Origin of the sequence: Modestobacter sp. I12A-02662 (assembly GCF_041028325.1) — a bacterium.
Classification (GTDB): domain Bacteria; phylum Actinomycetota; class Actinomycetes; order Mycobacteriales; family Geodermatophilaceae; genus Modestobacter.
The window spans coordinates 214,018-232,758 of the sequence record NZ_JABGDE010000009.1; the positions used below are offsets into that span (position 1 = coordinate 214,018).

Annotated in this window: 19 protein-coding genes, 1 tRNA gene and 1 pseudogene; 15 read left to right on the forward strand and 6 right to left on the reverse strand. The window is 74.4% G+C overall.

Annotated features, from left to right (window positions below):
- Positions 1-59 precede the first annotated feature (59 nt).
- The 3 genes from HL189_RS15245 to HL189_RS15255 all read left to right on the forward strand — a co-directional run bounded on the left by HL189_RS15245 (position 60) and on the right by HL189_RS15255 (position 1,726).
- Entirely contained in the window at positions 60-875 is an 816-nt protein-coding gene (locus tag HL189_RS15245) for a DUF3105 domain-containing protein (protein ID WP_369134553.1), read from the forward strand.
- A gap of 17 nt (positions 876-892) precedes the next feature.
- Entirely contained in the window at positions 893-1,579 is a 687-nt protein-coding gene (locus tag HL189_RS15250; RefSeq protein ID WP_369134554.1) for a DUF305 domain-containing protein, read from the forward strand.
- A 75-nt stretch (positions 1,580-1,654) separates the two neighbouring features.
- A tRNA-Arg gene (locus tag HL189_RS15255) sits at positions 1,655-1,726 on the forward strand.
- 159 nt (positions 1,727-1,885) lie between these two features.
- Here the strand turns inward: HL189_RS15255 and HL189_RS15260 are convergent.
- Positions 1,886-2,215 carry a hypothetical protein gene (locus HL189_RS15260; RefSeq protein ID WP_369134555.1) on the reverse strand — a complete coding sequence of 110 codons (330 nt, stop codon included), beginning with the start codon at positions 2,213-2,215 and terminating at the stop codon, positions 1,886-1,888.
- A 149-nt stretch (positions 2,216-2,364) separates the two neighbouring features.
- Here HL189_RS15260 and ygiD point away from each other — a divergent pair, with 149 nt between their 5' ends.
- A complete protein-coding gene (ygiD, locus tag HL189_RS15265) occupies positions 2,365-3,237 on the forward strand; it encodes a 4,5-DOPA dioxygenase extradiol (protein WP_369134556.1) in 873 nt (290 codons plus the stop codon).
- A gap of 26 nt (positions 3,238-3,263) precedes the next feature.
- On the opposite strand, the gene HL189_RS15270 is transcribed toward ygiD, so the two are convergent.
- Complete coding sequence (locus tag HL189_RS15270) at positions 3,264-3,758, reverse strand: MarR family winged helix-turn-helix transcriptional regulator (protein ID WP_369134557.1); 495 nt, start codon at positions 3,756-3,758, stop codon at positions 3,264-3,266.
- A gap of 83 nt (positions 3,759-3,841) precedes the next feature.
- Between HL189_RS15270 and HL189_RS15275 the strand changes: the two genes are divergently transcribed.
- Together HL189_RS15275 and HL189_RS15280 are read left to right on the forward strand one after the other, a co-directional pair.
- Positions 3,842-4,417, forward strand: coding sequence for an NADPH-dependent F420 reductase (locus tag HL189_RS15275; protein WP_369134558.1), 576 nt, complete (start codon positions 3,842-3,844; stop codon positions 4,415-4,417).
- Between the two features lie 103 nt (positions 4,418-4,520).
- On the forward strand, positions 4,521-5,435 hold the full coding sequence (locus HL189_RS15280; RefSeq protein ID WP_369134559.1) for a dioxygenase: 915 nt from the start codon (positions 4,521-4,523) through the stop codon (positions 5,433-5,435).
- A 6-nt stretch (positions 5,436-5,441) separates the two neighbouring features.
- Here the strand turns inward: HL189_RS15280 and HL189_RS15285 are convergent, their stop codons facing one another.
- Both HL189_RS15285 and HL189_RS15290 read right to left on the reverse strand, forming a co-directional pair.
- Positions 5,442-7,082: an ABC-F family ATP-binding cassette domain-containing protein gene (locus tag HL189_RS15285; protein WP_369134560.1), complete on the reverse strand. Its 1,641-nt coding sequence runs from the start codon at positions 7,080-7,082 to the stop codon at positions 5,442-5,444.
- An 80-nt stretch (positions 7,083-7,162) separates the two neighbouring features.
- Positions 7,163-8,233 carry an adenylate/guanylate cyclase domain-containing protein gene (locus tag HL189_RS15290; protein ID WP_369134606.1) on the reverse strand — a complete coding sequence of 357 codons (1,071 nt, stop codon included), beginning with the start codon at positions 8,231-8,233 and terminating at the stop codon, positions 7,163-7,165.
- Between the two features lie 283 nt (positions 8,234-8,516).
- On the opposite strand from HL189_RS15290, the pseudogene HL189_RS15295 reads away from it, so the two are divergent.
- The 7 genes and pseudogenes from HL189_RS15295 to HL189_RS15325 form a co-directional block, all read left to right on the forward strand.
- Positions 8,517-8,936: pseudogene (locus HL189_RS15295) on the forward strand (ATP-binding cassette domain-containing protein); the annotation flags it as partial.
- Between the two features lie 161 nt (positions 8,937-9,097).
- Complete coding sequence (locus HL189_RS15300) at positions 9,098-9,367, forward strand: hypothetical protein (protein WP_369134561.1); 270 nt, start codon at positions 9,098-9,100, stop codon at positions 9,365-9,367.
- Positions 9,364-10,119: an ABC transporter permease gene (locus HL189_RS15305; RefSeq protein ID WP_369134562.1), complete on the forward strand. Its 756-nt coding sequence runs from the start codon at positions 9,364-9,366 to the stop codon at positions 10,117-10,119. Before HL189_RS15300 ends, HL189_RS15305 begins: the two co-directional genes overlap by 4 nt.
- 42 nt (positions 10,120-10,161) lie before the next feature.
- The gene (locus HL189_RS15310; protein ID WP_369134563.1) at positions 10,162-10,983 is read left to right on the forward strand and encodes an ankyrin repeat domain-containing protein; all 822 of its coding nucleotides are present in this window, start codon (positions 10,162-10,164) and stop codon (positions 10,981-10,983) included.
- Between the two features lie 184 nt (positions 10,984-11,167).
- Positions 11,168-15,025, forward strand: a complete 3,858-nt coding sequence (locus HL189_RS15315; protein WP_369134564.1) for a multifunctional oxoglutarate decarboxylase/oxoglutarate dehydrogenase thiamine pyrophosphate-binding subunit/dihydrolipoyllysine-residue succinyltransferase subunit — start codon at positions 11,168-11,170, stop codon at positions 15,023-15,025.
- A 43-nt stretch (positions 15,026-15,068) separates the two neighbouring features.
- Positions 15,069-15,254 (forward strand): DUF6104 family protein, encoded by a 186-nt coding sequence (locus tag HL189_RS15320; RefSeq protein ID WP_369134565.1) that lies wholly within the window; start codon positions 15,069-15,071, stop codon positions 15,252-15,254.
- 123 nt (positions 15,255-15,377) lie between these two features.
- Entirely contained in the window at positions 15,378-16,091 is a 714-nt protein-coding gene (locus HL189_RS15325; RefSeq protein ID WP_369134566.1) for a metal-dependent hydrolase, read from the forward strand.
- Positions 16,092-16,105: 14 nt separating this feature from the next.
- Here the strand turns inward: HL189_RS15325 and sodX are convergent, their stop codons facing one another.
- On the reverse strand, positions 16,106-16,483 hold the full coding sequence (gene sodX, locus HL189_RS15330) for a nickel-type superoxide dismutase maturation protease (protein ID WP_369134567.1): 378 nt from the start codon (positions 16,481-16,483) through the stop codon (positions 16,106-16,108).
- A gap of 51 nt (positions 16,484-16,534) precedes the next feature.
- Between sodX and sodN the strand changes: the two genes are divergently transcribed.
- On the forward strand, positions 16,535-16,939 hold the full coding sequence (gene sodN, locus HL189_RS15335) for a superoxide dismutase, Ni (protein WP_369134568.1): 405 nt from the start codon (positions 16,535-16,537) through the stop codon (positions 16,937-16,939).
- Positions 16,940-16,999: 60 nt separating this feature from the next.
- On the opposite strand, the gene HL189_RS15340 is transcribed toward sodN, so the two are convergent.
- Positions 17,000-17,872, reverse strand: a complete 873-nt coding sequence (locus HL189_RS15340; RefSeq protein WP_369134569.1) for a hypothetical protein — start codon at positions 17,870-17,872, stop codon at positions 17,000-17,002.
- Between the two features lie 196 nt (positions 17,873-18,068).
- Between HL189_RS15340 and HL189_RS15345 the strand changes: the two genes are divergently transcribed.
- On the forward strand, positions 18,069-18,734 hold the full coding sequence (locus HL189_RS15345) for a phosphatidylserine decarboxylase (protein ID WP_369134570.1): 666 nt from the start codon (positions 18,069-18,071) through the stop codon (positions 18,732-18,734).
- Positions 18,735-18,741 lie beyond the last annotated feature (7 nt).

An 18,741-nucleotide genomic window follows, 5' to 3' on the forward strand; every position in this document is an offset into this window, starting at 1 on the left:
GGACGGGACCAGCCCGGCACGTACCGAGGGCGCCACGCGCGCCGCAGCGAGGAGAGGCAGTGGCCAAGGACCCCAGGGCCGAGAAGGGTCGCGCACGGCGCGACGCTCCCCGCGGGGGGTCGGGCTCCAGCCGGTCCGCCGGGCAGGGCGGGAAGCGGGGCGGCACCCGCCCGCCGGCCAACGTCGTCTCCCCGCAGAGGCCGTGGGGCCTGATCGCCGCGGCCGTGGCGGTCGCCGTCTTCGCCGCCGCCATCCTCACCTACGCCGTCGTCCAGGTGAACCGGGCCAACGCCGACAAGGTCACCTCGGTCGACCAGATCGCCGACGTCCGGAGCTTCGAGTACGCCAACGGCCAGGAGCACGTGACGACGCCGGTCACCTACACCGAGAACCCGCCGGTGGGCGGCCCGCACGACCCCGAGTGGGCCGACTGCACCGGCACCGTCTACGACGTCGACATCCGGCACGAGAACGCCGTGCACAGCATGGAGCACGGCGCGACGTGGATCGCCTACGACCCCGACGCCGTCAGCGACGAGGACCTGTCGACCCTGGAGGAGCTGGTCGACGGCCGCTCCGGGCTGATGCTCGCCCCGTACGCCGGGCTCGGCTCGCCGATCAGCCTGCAGTCGTGGAACCACCAGCTGTCCGTGGACTCCGCGACCGACGAGCGGGTCGAGCAGTACGTCGACTTCATGACGTTCAACGCCGACTTCTACCCCGAGATCGGCGCCAGCTGCGAGAACCCGACCTTCATCAGCGACCCCCTGGTCGTCGGTGAGGCCAGCCGCGGCGCCGACGCGGCCGCGACCGACGCCCCGACCACGGAGACCCCGGCGGACACGACCACCGAGCCGGAGAGCACCACCCCCTGAGCACCAGCGAGGTGACCATGACCGCGACCGACAGCCCCGCCGGACCGGCTCCCGGCCGTCCGCACCGCCGGCTGACCGCGCTGCTGGTCGCGGTCATCGCCGTGGGGCTCCTCGCAGCGGGCGGTGGGCTGGCGGTCGCGCTGGGACTCGGGCGCACCGCGCCGCCCGCGGCCGACTCGGTCGACGCCGGCTTCGCCCGGGACATGTCCCGGCACCACCTGCAGGCGGTGGAGATGGCCAACCTGGCGCTGGACCGGAGCACGGACGCCGAGGTCCGGCAGCTGGCCTTCGACATCTCCTCGACGCAGACCAACCAGGTGGGCCGGATGCAGGGCTGGCTGGCGCTGTGGGGCCTCCCGCCGACCAGCGGCGAGGTCATGGCCTGGATGAGCGACGGCACGTCCGGTCACGACATGAGCCACATGGACGGCGCCGACGGGGCGGTGATGCCCGGCATGGCCACCGAGCAGGAGCTCGCGACGCTGCGCTCGCTGTCCGGGACGGCGTTCGACGTGATGTTTCTGCAGCTGGTGATCCGGCACCACCAGGGCGGGCTGGAGATGGCCGAGTACGGCGCCGAGCACGCCGAGCTGGCCGCCGTCCGGCAGCTGTCCCGCTCGATCGCGGAGACCCAGACCGCGGAGACGACCACCATGGAGTCGATGCTGCGGGCCCGCGGCGGCACCCCCCTGCCGGGGCCCTGACCCACCGGCCGCGGCGTGCCGGTCGGCTGGTAGCGTCTCTCCCCGGCACCTCGCGAGGGGCGCCGCGCGGAACGAGCCCCCGTAGCTCAGGGGATAGAGCACTGCCCTCCGGAGGCAGGGGCGCAGGTTCGAATCCTGCCGGGGGCACCCACACCCCAGCTCGGACCGCCCACCACCGCCCGCCCGGCCACTCGGCCCGGCGGGCGGTCGTGCGTCCGGGCCCCGGTCCCGGGCGTCACCTGTGAAGGCGCGCCACTCGACACCGTGCTCATCGACCCCGGTGCGGTCGCGCCGGTTGCCGCGAGGCTACTGCGACTCGATGGTGATCACCCAGCTCGCGAGAGCCACGGCCAGGTCCTCGTCCTCGTCGCCCCCCACGGGAGGCGGGACCGAGGCGTCGAGCAGCAGTCCGCGGACGCGGTCCACGGTGGCTGCGGGGCGGTAGACGACCTCGATGATCGACGGCCCTCCACTCGGCGCAGGTCGGATGTCCCTGACCTGCAGCTCGGAATGGCGAGCAGCGATGGCCGCGGAGTCGGCCAGGGCCGCGACGACTCGCTCGGCCCACCCGGGCGAGGAGGACTCCCTGATCCAACGTTCGTTGGGCTGGCCCGAGTCCGGGTCGACGGGGTTCACGGGACCCACCCCGGACACAGCCGGGTCGCGGGGACGGGCCGGTGAAGAGGCGGGCGCCCCACCCGCGCCACCACCCCTGGTGCACCGGGCGACAGCCGGACAGGATCTCGACCAGCTCGATCGGCTGACAGGCGGGAGTGGGCGGCAGCGTGGACAGCGCCGGCCGGCCGGGGCTGATGCCCGCGGCCTTCTTCGGACACGGCAACCCGATGAACGCGCTCGAGGTGAACCGCTACACGTCCGCGTGGCGCGCGTTCGGTGCGGCGGTGCCGCGCCCCCGCGCGATCCTGGTGGTCAGCGCGCACTGGTACATCAACGCGACCGCGGTCACGGTGATGCCGCGACCGCGCACGATCCACGACTTCTACGGCTTCCCGCAGGAGCTGTTCGACGTGCAGTACCCGGCGCCCGGTCTGCCGGAGCTCGCCGAGGAGGTCAGCGACGTCGTCCACCCGACGTGGGTGGGCGGGGACGTCGACAGCTGGGGCATCGACCACGGCACCTGGTCGGTGCTCGTGCACGCGTTCCCGGACGCCTCCATCCCGGTCGTGCAGCTCAGCATCAACGCCCACAAGAGCATGGAGTACCACCTCCAGCTCGGCGCGCGGCTCGCGCCGCTGCGCGAGCGCGGCGTGCTGGTCGTGGCCAGCGGCAACGTCGTGCACAACCTGCGCGGCATGAACTGGTCGCTGAAGGACGACGGCTTCGACTGGGCGCAGCGCTTCGACCGGGACGCCAAGGAGCGCATGCTCACCGCGCCGACCGAGTTCGCGACGCTGGACGCGCACGCGGACTACCGCACCGCCGTGCCCACGCCGGACCACTTCATCCCCGCGCTGTACCTCGCCGGGCTGGCGGGCGCGGCCGGCGACCAGTCGGCCGCCGTGCTGGTCGACGGGTACGCGTACGGCTCGCTGTCGATGACCGCCTACACGCTGGGCCTGGACTGCGGGCCGGTGGCCGAGACCGGCGGAGCCGCGGAGGCGCCGCCGGACGTGCCACCGGACGGCTCCAACATCTGACGGCCGGGCCCGGCGGGACGCCGCGGTCAGCCCTCGTCGTACCGGGTGTACGTCGCGGCCATCGTCCCCGACGGGTCCAGCCGGGCCAGCAGGGCGTCGCCGATGGCGGCGAGCTGGTCGATCTGCTCGTCGGTGAGCGGATCGACGACGTGCTGCCGCACGGTGGCCACGTGGCCCGGGGCGGCCTCCTGCACCTTCCCCCACCCCGGCCCGGTCAGCCGGGCGTTGGTGGCGCGCCGGTCCGCCGGGCAGGGGAAGCGCTCCACCAGGCCGCGGCCCTCCAGCCGGCTGACCACGTGCGAGAGGCGGGGCAGCGTGGCGTTGGTCTGCCGGGCCAGCTCGGTCATCCGCAGGGTCCGGCCGGGCGCCTCGGAGAGCATCGCCAGCACGTAGTAGTCGAAGTGCGTCAACCCGGTGTCCCGGCGCAGCTGCGCGTCCAGCACGCCCGGCAGCAGCTCCAGCACCGCGGCGAGGCGGATCCAGGCGCGCAGCTGTCGTCGGTCGAGCCAGGGTGTGTCCACGGTCACGTCCTCAAGGGAATAGTTGTAGCTACAAGTGTGCTGTGCGAGACGGAAGCCATCACCACAACGACAGGAGCACCGTCGTGGCGCACGTGAGCATCATCGGCACCGGCAACATGGGCCCGGCCATCGCCGGCGTCGTCACCAAGGGCGGCAACACCGTCGAGCTGCTCGGCCGCGGGGACGCCGACACGCCTGTCACCGGCGAGGTCGTCGTCCTGGCCGTCCCCCACCCCGCGGTCGCCGACGTCATCGCCCAGCGCGGCGACCAGCTGGCCGGCAAGGTCGTCGTCGACCTGACCAACCCGCTGGACTTCGAGACGTTCGACTCCCTGGTCGTCCCGGCCGACGGCTCGGCGGCCGCCGAGATCGCCGCTGCACTGCCCCGGTCGCGGGTCGTCAAGGCGTTCAACACCACCTTCGCCGCCACCCTGGTGTCCGGGACCGTCGGCGGGCAGCCGACCACCGTGCTGATCGCCGGCGACGACGCCGACGCCAAGTCGCTGCTGGCCGGCATCGTCACCGCCGGCGGACTGCGCGCGATCGACGCCGGCTCGCTGCGCCGGGCCCGCGAGCTCGAGGCGCTCGGCTTCCTGCAGATCACCCTGGCCGCCGGCGAGGAGATCGCCTGGACCGGCGGGTTCGCCGTCGCCGCCTGACGACCGCCGCCCCGCACGCCCAGCCGGCGCGGGGGCGGCGGAACCCGCCACCCCGCGACGCGACCCGCCACCCCGCGCCGCGATCACCGCCGAGGAGTCCCCCATGAGCACGCCCATCCGCAGCACCACGACCGCGGCCGCCGACGCCCGCATCCCGGGCACGCACCCCTTCGCCGCACACCTGCGGCGCACTGCCGCCCTCGAGGCCGCGCAGCCGCACCGGCCCTGGACGCCGGAGGACGGGCCGCTGCCCAGCCTCTACCTGTCCCACGGCGGCGGGCCGCTGCCCTTCGCCAGCCGCGAGTGGCTGGACCCGCTCCACGGCTGGGCCCGGGCCCTGCCGAAGCCGAAGTCCGTGCTGGTCGTCTCCGCGCACTGGGAGTCCGCGCCGCTGTCGGTCAGCGCCGACCGGCCCGACGAGCTGGTCTACGACTTCGGCGGGTTCGACCCGCTCTACCACTCGTTCCGCTACGACACCCCCGACGCCGGCGGGCTGGCGCGCCAGGTGGTCGGGCTCATGCCGGACGCCGAGCAGGTGCACCAGCACAACCGCCGCGGGCTGGACCACGGCGCCTGGGTGCCGCTGAAGATCATGTACCCGGCGGCCGACGTCCCGGTCCTGCAGCTGAGCCTGCCCACCGAGGACCCGGACCGGCTGCTCGCCCTCGGGGAGCGGTTGCGGCCGCTGCGCGAGCAGGGGGTGCTGGTGGTCGGCTCGGGCCACATGACCCACGGCCTGCCCTTCCTCACCCGGGAGATGTTCACCGAGAACCGGGTGCCCGGCTGGTCGGCCGACTTCGACGCCTGGGCCGCCGACGCGCTGGCCCGCGGCGACGTCGCCGAGCTCGCCCGCTACCGCACCGCCGCTCCGGGCATGCCCTACGCACACCCCACGGTGGAGCACTTCACGCCGCTGTTCGTGACCCTCGGGGCGGCGACCGATCCCACCGCGCCGGTGGTCACGACGCTCGACGGCTACGGCGTCGGCCTGTCCCGGCGTTCGTTCCAGGCGGCCTGACGACGGTCAGGCCTCGGTCACCGCTCCCCCGGCCACCTCGAACCGACGGGTGGTGTGCACCGCCTCGAGCATCCGGCGGTCGTGGGTGACCAGCAGCAGCGTGCCCGGGTAGTCGGCCAGCGCCTGCTCCAGCTGCTCGATCGCCGCCAGGTCCAGGTGGTTGGTCGGCTCGTCGAGGACCAGCACGTTGACCCCGCGGGCCTGCAGCAGGGCGAGCGCCGCCCGGGTCCGCTCGCCGGGCGAGAGGGTGTCCGCGGGGCGCAGCACGTGGTCGGCGCGCAGGCCGAACTTGGCGAGCAGCGTCCGGACGTCGGCGTCCGGCCGGTCCGGCACCTCCCGGCCGAACGCGCGCGCCAGCGGCTCCTCCCCCAGGAACACCTGACGCGCCTGGTCCACCTCGCCGAGGTGGACGCCGGACCCGAGCGACGCGGCCCCCTCGTCGAGCGGGAGCCGGCCCAGCAGCGCCGCGAGCAGCGTGCTCTTGCCCGCGCCGTTCGCCCCGGTGATCGCGACCCGGTCGCCCCAGTCGACCTGCAGGTCCACCGGGCCGAGCTGGAAACCACCGCGACGGACGACGGCGCCGCGCAGCGTGGCCACGACGTTCCCGGACCGGGGGGCCGCGGCGATCTCCATCCGCAGCTCCCACTCCTTGCGGGGCTCCTCGACGACGTCCAGCCGCTCGATCCGCCGCTCGGTCTGCCGGGCCTTGGCCGCCTGCTTCTCCGACGTCGCCCGCATGTGCGCCCGGATGTTCTTGTCCGGCTCGCTCCGCTGGCTGCGCACCGCGTTGCGGATGCCCTTGGCCATCCAGTTGCGCTGCATCCGGGCCCGGGCCTCCAGCTCACCCCGGGTGCCGGCGTACTCCTCGTACTCCTCGCGCGCGTGCCGGCGGGCGACCTCGCGCTCGGCCAGGTACGCGTCGTAGCCGCCGTCGTGCACCCGGACCAGCTGCTGGGCGAGGTCCAGCTCCACGACCCGGGTGACCGTGCGGGCGAGGAACTCGCGGTCGTGGCTGACCACCACCACGCCGGCCCGGAGGCCGGCGACGAAGCGCTCCAGCCGGTCCAGCCCGGCGAGGTCCAGGTCGTTGGTGGGCTCGTCGAGCAGCAGCACGTCGTAGCGGGACAGCAGCAGCGAGGCCAACCCGACCCGGGCCGCCTGGCCGCCGGACAGGCCGGTGGTCGGCGCCTCGAGCGGCACGCCGGGCGCGACGTCGGCGAGCGCCTCCGCCGCCCGCTCGGTCAGGTCCGCCCCGCCCAGGCCCAGCCAGCGCTCGAGCGCGTCGGCGTAGGCGTCGTCGGCAACGGGGGCGCCGGCGGTGAGCGCCTCGGTGGCCGCGTCGAGGGCGGCGTGCGCCACGGCCACGCCGGTCCGCCGGGCCAGCAGGTCCAGGACCGTCTCCCCCGGCTGCCGGTCCGCCTCCTGCGGCAGGTAGCCGACCGTCGCGGTCGGCGGCGAGAGCACGACCTCCCCGGACTCGGCGGGCAGCAGGCCGGCCAGGGTGCGGAGCAGGGTCGACTTGCCGGCGCCGTTGACCCCGACCAGGCCGACGACGTCCCCGGGGGCGACCACGAGGTCGAGGTCGGCGAACAGGACGCGGGCGCCGTGGCCGGCGGCCAGACCACGGGCGAGCAGGGTGGCGGACACCCGCCCATGGTGCCGACCGGCTCCCCGGGCGGTCGAACGGGCTCGAGGACAGCGGGTTCGAGGACAGCGGGTTCGAGGACTCAGCCGGACCCGGGAGGATCCCGCGGCCGCAGCACGTCGTCGGCGATCTCGTCGAGCAGGCCCTCCAGGGCCGCCAGGGCGTCGGCGCCCCCGCCGGTGCGCCGGCGGACCAGCCACGGCTGGAGGTTGTCGTAGCCGCGGACGGAGACCCGGCTGAGCGGGCGCACCCGGTAGGCGTCCACCCCCCGCAGCTGCCGGGCGAGCTCCTCGTCGACCAGGACGGTGCCCGGCCGGGCGATCGCGGTCAGCCGGCTGGCCAGGTTCACCACCGGCGCGTAGACGTCGCCGAGCCGGGTGAGCACCGCCCCGAACGCCATCCCCACGCGCAGCGGCGGCCGGTCGTCGGCGGCGGCCCACTCGACCGGCAGCCGCAGGGCGATCTCGACCGCGTCGACCGGGTCCCCGGCGGTGAACAGCACCCCGTCGCCGACGGCCTTGACCACCCGGCCGCGGTGCCGGGCGACGAGGTCGGCGGACAGCCCCTCGAAGTCCTCCACCATCGCGCCGAGCGCGCGCCCGCCCATGCCCAGGGAACGCGTCGTGTAGCCGACCAGGTCGGCGAAGCCGACGGCCAGCTGGCGGCGGTCGACCGCGCCGGCGGGCGCGGCCCTCAGCCGCCCGGCGTTCGCGGCGAGGTGGCGGCGCCAGACGTAGTCCTGCAGCTCGCTCATCAGCGGCAGCAGCACCTCGGCGTGCCGGACGACGTCGGCCACCGCCTCGGCGCTCCGGTCGGCGAGCAGGGCGGCGAACATGTCGGTCTGCCAGTCGGCCAGCCGGGACAGCGACTGGCCCATCGCGCGGACGATCGACGCCTCGGTGTCGGGGTCGATGAAGCCGGTGGCGATGAGCGCCGACAGCCGGGCCAGCGCGGCGACGTCGGCGTCGGTGAAGGCCCGGTCCTCGTCGGGGACGTCGGCGAAGCCCAGCGCACGCCACAGCCGCCGGGTGCGCTCCGGTGGCATCCCCGCCAGCTCGGTCACCTCACGGCGCGTGTAGCGACGGGGCCCGTCGAGCAGCAGGCGCTCGAGGGCTTCGCTGGGATCGGTGTCGCCGGGTCCCGGTCCCGCCAGGGCTCAGTCCGCCCGTGCTCCGTCGGTGGCGGCGACCACCGGCCGGTAGGTGCTCACGTCGGCCGAAGCTACCGAACCGCTGTGCCGCGGGTCACGGCGCGGGTTCCCGGCAGTCGCCGGCCGGTGCGCTTGGATCGCCGCGGACCCCGACGGAGGAGAACGTCATCAGCAGCGGCCCCGGGCACGCGGTCGACCCGGTGCGGGTCGAGGTGCGCGGCCTCACGAGGCCTTCGGCCACGTGCGGGCGGTGGACGACCTGACCTTCACCGTCGAGCCCGGGCAGGTGACCGGGTTCCTCGGCCCCAACGGTGCGGGGAAGACGACCACGCTGCGCACGGCGCTGGGCCTGGTCATCCCCGACACCGGGACGACGACGTTCGACGGCACGCCCTACGCACGGCTCGCCGACCCGCTGCGCCGGGTCGGCGCCGTGCTGGAGACGGCGTTCCACCCGGCCCGCACCGGGCGCAACCACCTGCGGGTCTACTGCCGCGCCGCCGGGCTGCCGGTCTCCCGCGCCGACGTGGTGCTCGACCAGGTGGGGCTCACCCCGGCCGCCGACCGCAAGGCCGGTGGCCACTCCCTGGGCATGCGCCAGCGGCTGGGCCTGGCCACCGCGCTGCTCGGCGACCCCGCCGTCCTCGTGCTCGACGAGCCGGCGAACGGCCTGGACCCCGAGGGCATCCAGTGGCTGCGCGGCTTCCTGCGCCACCTGGCCCACGAGCAGGGCCGCACGGTCCTGGTCTCCAGCCACCTGCTGTCCGAGGTCGAGCAGACCGTCGACCGGGTGGTCATCGTCGGCGCCGGCCGGCTGGTCCAGCAGGGCTCGGTGGCCGAGCTGCGCGCGGCGCGGACGTCGGGACGGTGTTCGTCCGCAGCCCGCGGGCCGCGCAGCTCGCCGAGGTCCTGCGCGCCGGCGGGACGACCGCCGAGGCCACCGGCACGGACGCCCTCACCGTCACCGGGCTGTCCACGGACGCGGTGGGCCGGCGGGCGTTCGCGGCCGGCATCGGGCTGCACGAGCTGCGGTCCCGCACCAGCGGGCTCGAGGAGGTCTACTTCCAGCTCACCGCGGGCCAGGAGCAGTTCGCCGCCGCCGAGGCCGGCGCGGGCGAGCAGGGGGCGACCCGGTGATCCGGCTGGTCCGGTCCGAGTGGACGAAGCTGCTGACCACCCGGGTGTGGCTCGGGCTCCTGGTGGCCGCGTGCGCGCTGGCCGCCGGGTCCACCGCGCTGCTCACCGCCTTCGCCGGCGACCCGCAGAGCGGCCTGCCCCCGGTCGACAGCAGCCGGTACGAGCAGCTGGCCCTGGCCACCGGAGCCGACGTCGTCGGGCTGTCGCTCATCCTGGGCATCATCGGGACGACCCAGGAGTACCGGCACCGGACGGCGACGCCCACCTTCCTGGCCTCCCCGCGGCGGGGCCGGGTGGTGGTGGCCAAGCTCGCCGCGTACGCCGTCGCCGCCGTCCCCTTCGCCCTCGCGGTGGTGGCCGTCACGCTGCTGGTCGTCGTCCTCCACGGCGGCGCCCGCGGCGGCGAGCTGTCCTGGACCGCCGGCAACATGGAGGTCCTGCTCCGCTCCGGGCTGGCGATCGTCGTCTACGCGATCATCGGCGTGGGGGTCGGCGCGCTGCTGCGCAACCAGGTCGGCGCGATCGTCGGCGCGCCGGTGTACCTCTTCGTCGTCGAGCCGGTGATCCGCTCGATCCCGGCGACGGCCCCGGCGTACAAGTGGATGCCGGGCGGCGCGCTGGAGGCGATGACGGCCACCTCGCAGGGGCCCGACCTGCTCCAGGCGTGGCAGGGGGCCCTCGTGCTGCTCGGCTACGGGTTGCTCGCCGCCGTCCTGGGCACTGCCTTCGCCGTACGCCGGGACGTCGTCTGACGCTCCCGGAGCCCCCCGCCACCGACCTCCCGAGGAGCGCCGATGACCGCTGATCCGTCGACCCCCCGGATGACCGCGACGAGGCTGGCCCGTCTCGTCGCGGACGGGGACGCCGAGGCGGTGCGCGCGGCGGTCACCGCGCAGCCACGGCTGCTCGCCGAGGTGGTGGAGCGCGACGGGGACGGCGGCTGGACGCCGCTGCACCAGGCGGTCCTCGCGCGCTCCGACGCGCTCGTCCGGCTGCTGGTCGAGGCCGGCGCCGACCCCGCCGCCCGCACCGACGGCGGACGCAGCCCGCTGCACCTGGCCCTCGAGCACGCCCCCGAGCTGGTCGCCGTGCTGCGCGAGCTCGGCGCCCCCGTCGACGCGGCGAGCGCGGCGTTCCTGGACGACGCGGAGCAGCTGGCCACGGCCCTGGACGGCGGGGCGCCGCTGACCGACCCGTCGACCGACGTCGACCTGCTCAGCTGGGCCGCCTGCGGCGGGGCGACCGAGGCGGTGGACCTGCTGCTCACCCGGGGCGCGCACCCCGGCGCGGCGCTGCACGTCGCGGCCGCGGCCGGCTCGGCCCCGGTGGTCCACCGGCTGCTCGGGGCGGGTGCGGCGGTCGACGTCCGGGACCCCGCCACCGGGCGGACCCCGCTGCACTCCGCGGTCGCCTCCGCCCCCGACGAGCAGGTGCTCGCGATGGTGCGGCTGCTGCTGGGCGCCGGCGCGGACGTGGACGCGGTGACCCAGGACGGCGCGAGCGCGCTGGACATCGCCCGGGTCGCCGGTGCCCGCCGCCGGGCGGCGTCCCCCGGCCGGGACCCGGTGTCCGAGACCCTGGTCGAGGTGCTGGTCGCCGCGGGGGCCAGCGGCTGAGCGGGCCGGCCGGCGCCGGAGGGCCCGGTGAGCCGGGACACGTGCCCCGCCGTCCGTCGGACCGGCCAGCGCAGAGGGCTGCGGCGTAGAGTCGGCACCCGGTCCAACGACGTCCCCCGACGAAGAAGGCACTCACCCCGTGGCAAGCGCGAGCTCATCCCAGCCCTCCAACGGAAGCAGCCCCGTGGCCGGATTCGGCACGAACGAGTGGCTCGTCGAGGAGATGTACCAGCAGTACCTCGCCGATCCGCAGAGCGTCGACCAGGCCTGGCACGAGTTCTTCGCCGACTACCGGCCGGGCAGCCCGGTCGCCGACGGGCAGGACCGCGCCGGCCAGGCCACCGCGTCGTCCTCCGCCACCGCCGATGACGACGACGACGAGCCGGCCGCGGCGGCAGAGCCGGCGACGGCCGCCGCGCGGCCGGCGGCCCAGCCCGCCGCCTCCGCGGCGAGCCGGACGACCAACCCCGCGCCCGCGGACGCCGCCGCGTCGGCCGCCCGGCCGGCCAGCCCCGCGGTCCCGCCCGGCACCCAGGAGCAGCCCTCCCGGGCCACCCCCGTCGACCCCCGGTCCGAGGGCACCGTCATCGACCGCGCAGCCGAGCGGGCCTCCCAGCAGGTGAAGGCCGCACCGGCCAAGCCCGCCCCCAAGCCGGGCAACGGCACGCCGGCCGGCAGCGACGGTGGCGGCCCGAAGCGGACCCCGCTCCGCGGTGCCGCGGCCAGCGTCGTCAAGAACATGAACGCCTCGCTGACGGTCCCCACGGCCACCAGCGTCCGGGCCGTGCCGGCCAAGCTGCTGGTCGACAACCGGATCGTCATCAACAACCACCTCGCCCGCGCGCGCGGCGGGAAGGTCTCCTTCACCCACCTGATCGGCTACGCGCTGGTCCGGGCGCTGGACGACTTCCCGAACATGAACAGCGCCTTCGCCGAGGTCGACGGCAAGCCGACCCTGGTGCAGCCGGAGCACGTGAACTTCGGCCTGGCCATCGACCTGCCCAAGGCCGACGGCTCCCGCTCGCTCGTCGTCGCCTCGATCAAGGGCGCCGAGGAGATGGACTTCGCCGAGTTCTGGGGTGCCTACGAGGACATCATCCGGCGGGCCCGGGGCGGCAAGCTCACCATGGACGACTTCTCCGGGACGACGATCAGCCTCACCAACCCGGGCACGATCGGCACCAACCACTCGGTGCCGCGGCTGACCACCAACCAGGGCACGATCGTCGGCGTCGGGGCCATGGACTACCCGGCCGAGTTCCAGGGGATGAGCCCCGAGGCGCTGGCCGAGATGGCCGTCTCGAAGATCATCACGCTGACGTCGACCTACGACCACCGGGTCATCCAGGGCGCGGAGTCCGGCGACTTCCTGCGCCGCATGCACCAGCTGCTGCTGGGCGAGGACGGTTTCTACGACGAGGTCTTCCGCTCGCTGCGGGTGCCCTACGAGCCGGTGCGCTGGGTGCCGGACAAGCGGGTCAGCCACGAGGGCCAGATCGACAAGAACGCCCGGGTCATCGAGGTCATCGAGGCCTACCGGCGCAACGGCCACCTGATGGCGGACACCGACCCGCTGGAGTTCCGGGCACGCACCCACCCGGACCTGGACATCGTCCAGCACGGGCTGACCCTGTGGGACCTCGACCGGGAGTTCCCGGTCGGCGGGTTCGCCGGCGAGCGGGTCATGAAGCTGCGCGACATCCTCGGCGTGCTCCGCCAGTCGTACTGCCGCACGGTCGGCATCGAGTACATGCACATCACCGACCCCGAGGAGCGGCAGTGGCTCCAGGAGCGCATCGAGGTCAAGCACGACCAGCCCACCCGTGAGCAGCAGAAGCGGGTCCTGGCCCGGCTGAACGCCGCCGAGGCGTTCGAGACGTTCCTGCAGACCAAGTACGTGGGGCAGAAGCGGTTCAGCCTCGAGGGCGGCGAGTCCGTCATCCCGCTGCTCGACGAGGTGCTCACGGCCTCCGTCGACCACGACCTCGACGAGGTCGCGATCGGGATGGCGCACCGCGGCCGGCTCAACGTGCTGGCCAACGTGCTCGGCAAGAGCTACTCGAAGATCTTCGGCGAGTTCGAGGGCAACATCGACCCGGGCACCGTGCAGGGCTCCGGCGACGTGAAGTACCACCTCGGGGCCCAGGGCACCTTCGAGCACGAGGGCCGGTCGATCGAGGTCTCGCTGGCCAGCAACCCCAGCCACCTCGAGACGGTCAACCCGGTGCTCGAGGGCATCGTCCGGGCCAAGCAGGACATGATCGACAAGGGCGAGGGCGGCTTCACCGTGCTGCCCGTCCTGCTGCACGGCGACTCCGCGTTCGCCGGTCAGGGCGTGGTGCAGGAGACGCTGAACCTCTCCCAGCTGCGCGGCTACCGCACCGGCGGCACCGTGCACGTGGTCATCAACAACCAGGTCGGCTTCACCACCAGCCCGGCGGCGGCCCGCTCGAGCCTCTACTCGACCGACGTCGCGCGGATGATCGGCGCGCCGGTCTTCCACGTGAACGGCGACGACCCCGAGGCCTGCGTGCGGGTGGCCCGGCTGGCGATCGACTACCGGCAGACGTTCAAGAAGGACGTCGTCATCGACATGGTCTGCTACCGCCGGCGCGGCCACAACGAGGGCGACGACCCGTCGATGACCCAGCCGCTGATGTACGACATCATCGACCGCAAGCGCTCGGTCCGGAAGCTGTACACCGAGGCGCTGGTCGGCCGCGGCGACATCACGCTGCAGGAGGCCGAGGAGGCGCTGAAGGACTACCGCGGCCAGCTGGAGCGGGCGTTCGCCGAGACGCACGACGCGCAGGACTCCTCCGAGGCCCGGCCGGTCATGGACCCGCGCACCCCGCAGCAGTCGGAGGTGCAGACGGCGATCCCGCTCGAGGTGCTCAAGGCGATCGGCGACGCGCACGTCTCCCTGCCCACGGACTTCACCGTCCACCCGAAGCTGCAGCGGCTGCTGGAGCGGCGGGCGGCGATGGCCAGCGAGGGCGGCATCGACTGGGCGATGGGCGAGCTCACCGCGTTCGGGTCGCTGCTCATGCAGGGCGTCCCGGTGCGGCTGGCCGGCCAGGACTCCCGCCGGGGCACGTTCGTCCAGCGGCACTCGGTGCTCATCGACCGGGAGACCGGCCGGGAGCACACGCCGCTCGCGCACCTGTCCGAGGACCAGGGGAAGTTCTTCGTCTACGACTCGCTGCTGTCGGAGTACGCGGCGCTGGGCTTCGAGTACGGCTACTCGGTGGCCAACCCGAAGGCCCTGGTGCTGTGGGAGGCCCAGTTCGGCGACTTCGTCGACGGCGCGCAGATGGTGATCGACGAGTTCATCTGCTCCGGTGAGGCCAAGTGGGGACAGCGCTCCGGCGTCGTCCTGCTGCTGCCGCACGGGCTCGAGGGGCAGGGTCCGGACCACTCCAGCGGCCGGATCGAGCGCTTCCTGCAGCTGTCGGCGGAGAACAACATGACCGTCGCCAACTGCTCGACCCCGGCGAACTACTTCCACCTGCTCCGCCGCCAGGCGCTGTCGGATGTGCACCGCCCGCTGGTGGTGTTCACCCCCAAGTCGCTGCTGCGGGCCAAGGCCGCGGTCAGCGCGGTGGCCGACTTCACCGACGACGGCTTCCACCCGGTCCTGGCCGACCCGGGGGTCGGCGGGGAGCCGCTGGACGCCTCGGCGGTCCGCCGGGTCCTGCTGTGCAGCGGGAAGGTCAGCTACGAGCTGCTCTCCCAGCGGGAGGTCGAGGGGCGGACCGACACCGCCCTGCTGCGGGTCGAGCAGCTCTACCCGCTGCCGGCCGAGGAGATCGCGGCCGCGCTCGAGCGCTACCCGAACGCGCAGGACGTCGTCTGGGTGCAGGAGGAGCCGGCCAACATGGGGGCCTGGCAGTTCATGGCCTGCAACCTGCCCGAGCACCTGCCCGCGGGCCGGGCGCTGCGGCGGGTCTCCCGCAAGGCGTCGGCGAGCCCGGCGGTGGGCTCGGCGAAGGTGCACGAGGTGGAGCAGCGCGCGCTCGTCGCCCGCGCGTTCGCCGACTGAGCCCGGAGGCGGGGCGTGCACTCCACACCGATCGGCTGCGGTCGTGTACTTCACTGACCGCGGCATCGAGGAGCTGGCCGGCCGGCGGGGCGAGGAGGAGGTCACCCTCGCCTGGCTGGCCGACCAGCTGCAGGCCTTCGTCGACGAGCACCCCGACTTCGAGGTGCCGGTCGAGCGGCTGGCCACCTGGCTGGCCCGCGGCGGCACGGACGACGACGCGGACGAATGACGGAGGACCACCCTCCCCCCACGCCTCGCGAGCTCGGCGCGGGACCCTGACGGGCGGCCGTTCCAGCCGTGCCGTTCCGCGCGCCTCCCGCACGGGCTGAGGCTGCGGCTGCACCCTGCGTAGGTGCTCGGTCACTCGCATGCGCTGTCGGGGCTCGCGACCGGGGCCGCCTCGCTCCCGTGGGTGCCCGTCGAGGGCCCGGTCGCGCAGGTCGCCTGGGTCGCCGCGGTCGGCGGGTTCGCGATGCTGCCGGACCTGGACCAGTCAGGCTCCACGATCGCCCGGATGTGGGGACCGCTCACCGACGCCCCCGCCGGGGTGGTCGGCACGGCCGCGCGCGGGCACCGGTGGGGCACGCACGACGCCGTCCTCGGGCCGCTGGTCTTCGGCCTGCTGGCCTACGCCGCCAGCTGGGCGTACTGGTCCAGCCTGCTGGTGCTCGCGCTCGCCGTGGGCCTGGCTCTGCGGGCCCTGCACTTCGTCATCCCGGGCCGGGCGGAGAACACCGTGATCGGCAACCTGGTGCTCTCGTGGGGCGCCGCGTGGCTGCTGCTCGAGCACAGCCCCAGCCCGCTGTGGCTGCCGCTGGCCGTCGTCCTCGGGACCCTCACCCACATCGCCGGCGACTTCCTGACCAAGGAGGGCGTCCCGGTCCCGCTGTTCTGGCTGGTGCGCCGCAGCCGGCTGGCGCCGATCCACCTGCGCACCGGGACGACGCTGGAGAAGGCCGTCCTGGCACCGCTGTTCCTCGCTGCCGCGGTTGCGTTCCTGTACCTCAACACCGGGGCGCGCGAGCTGCTCGACCCGCTGCTGCACCAGTTCGACGCCCGCAGCTGACCCCCGGCGCCGGCTCAGTCCCGCGGTGGGGCGGCCGGCAACCGGCCGGGGCGTGGCCGGAGTCGCCCGACGACCCGGCCGACCACGACGGCCGGCCCGAACGCGCGGCTGTCGTCGGCGACCAGCGGGTTGTCCCCCTCGACCCAGTGCCCGCCCGGCACGGCGCGGCGCACGCGCTTGACCACCAGCAGCTCCGGGCGCGCGGGGAACCGGGCCAGCACGACGTCCCCGGGGTGCACGCGCGTGCGCCGGCCGACCCGGCGGACCAGCAGCCGGTCCCCGTGCCGGACGGTCGGGGACATGGACGGGCCGGTGACCCGGGCCAGCGCCCAGCGTGTGGGCAGGCCGGCGGGCTGCGGCGGCGGGCCGCTGGACGTGTTCGCGCTGATCACCGCGAGTAGGGTCGCAGACGAACGTTCCCCACGATCCCCGGAGGCACCCTCATGCGTCTGTTCCGCATGTTCTCCGCCGTGGAGGCCACCGCGCACTGCGACCTCCCCTGCGGCGTGTACGACCCGGCCCAGGCCCGGATCGAAGCCGAATCGGTCAAGGCCATCCAGGAGAAGTACCAGGCCAGCGACGACGAGGTCTTCAAGATGCGCGCGGTGCTCATCAAGGAGCACCGGTCCGACCTGGTGAAGCACCACCTGTGGGTGCTGTGGACCGACTACTTCAAGCCCCCGCACTTCGAGAAGTACCCGCAGCTGCACGAGCTGTTCAACAAGGCCACCAAGCAGGCCGGCGCCGCCGGCGGCAAGGGCAGCATGGACCCGGCCGAGGGTCAGAAGCTGCTGGACTACATCGCGGAGATCGACCGGATCTTCTGGGAGACGAAGGCCGCGGCCTGACGAAGGACCGGGGCGGCGCCCGGCGACGGTCTCCGTCGCTGGGCGCCGTCGCGTTCCGGTCTAGCTCTCCCGCCGAGCCGCGTCCTGCCGCAGGGTCTCCTCGCGCCGCCCCTCCTGCCGCGCCGCCTCCTGCCGCGCCGCCTCCTCGCGAAACATCTCCTGCCGCGCCGCCCGCTGGTCCGCAGGGCGACCCTCGCGCCGCCCCGACCGCAGGGTCTCGGTGGCGAACCGGACGACCAGCGGCGTGGGGCCGGTGACGACCAGCGCCCGCAACGCCGCGCGCAGCAGCAGGATCGCGCCGAAGTTCTCCAGGACCTCCTCCAGGTGGGTGCCCACCTGCAGCGGCCAGCCGTTCGTGCCTGGGGCGTCCAGCACCCCGTTGAGCGTCTCCATGCCCAGCGCGCCGCTGAAGAACAACGCCAGCCCGAGGAGCAGGTCGGCCCGCGGGGGCCCGGACAGCCGGGTCATGAGGTTCCAGAAGCACCAGCAGCAGAAGGCCGCCAGCACCAGGCCGGGCAGCACCCACGCGTAGCGCAGCTGGACCGACAGGCTGGACCCCAGCTGGTCACCCACGCCCGCGAGCCGCTCGTGCAGGGCCGCGAAGTCGTCGAAGCCGAACAGCAGCAGCACGACGGACGTCGCGGCGAACGCGAGCGACAGCCGGCGGTCGTGCGACCGGGCGAGCACCGCCGCCAACGCGTGGCCGGCCGCCCCGGCCAGGAAGATGCCGACGCTGAGGAAGGCCCACAGACCCATCTCCTGGGAGACCCCGAAGAAGCGGCGGACCGGTGACTCGTCGGCGGAGAGGAACTCCACACCCGGCGCGATGTTGGGCAGCCCCAGGCTCAGCGCCGCCAGCACCAGGGAGAGGACCCCCAGTGCCCGGGTGACGCTCCGGCCCGTCATGGGCCGCGCGAGATCGACGTCCTGCACACCCTCACCTCCTCCGATCGTTCCCGTCCGGAGGGTGACGGACGGGTGACGGCGGACGTTACAGAAGGTGACGCGCTCGTGGGGCGTCCCGCCGCACGCCTGTGACCAGCGGACCTGCCCGCCGATCGCGCGGGGGCGAGCTGTGGTCACGGATGCGGCGGTGCGGCGGAGGGGCTCCCGGTACCGTTTGGCCACGATGCGCATCGACCGGGCCGGGTGGCCTTTCCTCGCCGTGCCTCTCGCCTCCGCGGCCGTGTCCGTGGCCGCGGGCCGGGGCACCGGTTCCCGCTGGACCCGGCGGGCCGCCTGGCCCTTCCTGGCGTTGGGCGCCTACATGGCGGTCTTCTTCCGGGATCCCGACCGCCGCTGCGACACCACGGCGCCGGACCCGGACGAGGTCCTCTCCCCCGCCGACGGTGTGGTGATGGTGGCCGGGGAGCCGCAGGAGGACGTCGCCCCCGAGGGCGACTGGCAGCAGGTCAGCGTCTTCCTCTCCGTCGTCGACGTGCACGTCAACCGCTCGCCGTACCGGGGGCGGGTGACCTCCGCCGGCTACCGGCCGGGCAGCTTCCTGGCCGCCTACCGCAAGGAGAGCGCGCACCGCAACGAGCGCAGCGAGCTGTGGGTGAGCGACGGCGACCGCACCGTCGTCTTCCGGCAGATCGTCGGGGTGCTGGCCCGGCGGATCGTCACCCGGGTGCGCGAGGGCGACGAGGTGGTCACCGGCCAGCGCATCGGCCTGATGAAGTTCGGGTCGCGGATGGACGTCTTCGTGCCCCGCGACTGCACCGTCACGGTCACGCAGGGACAGCGGGTGCGCGGCGGCGAGACCGTCATCGCCCGCTGGTCCCGGCCCAGCTGAGGAGGGC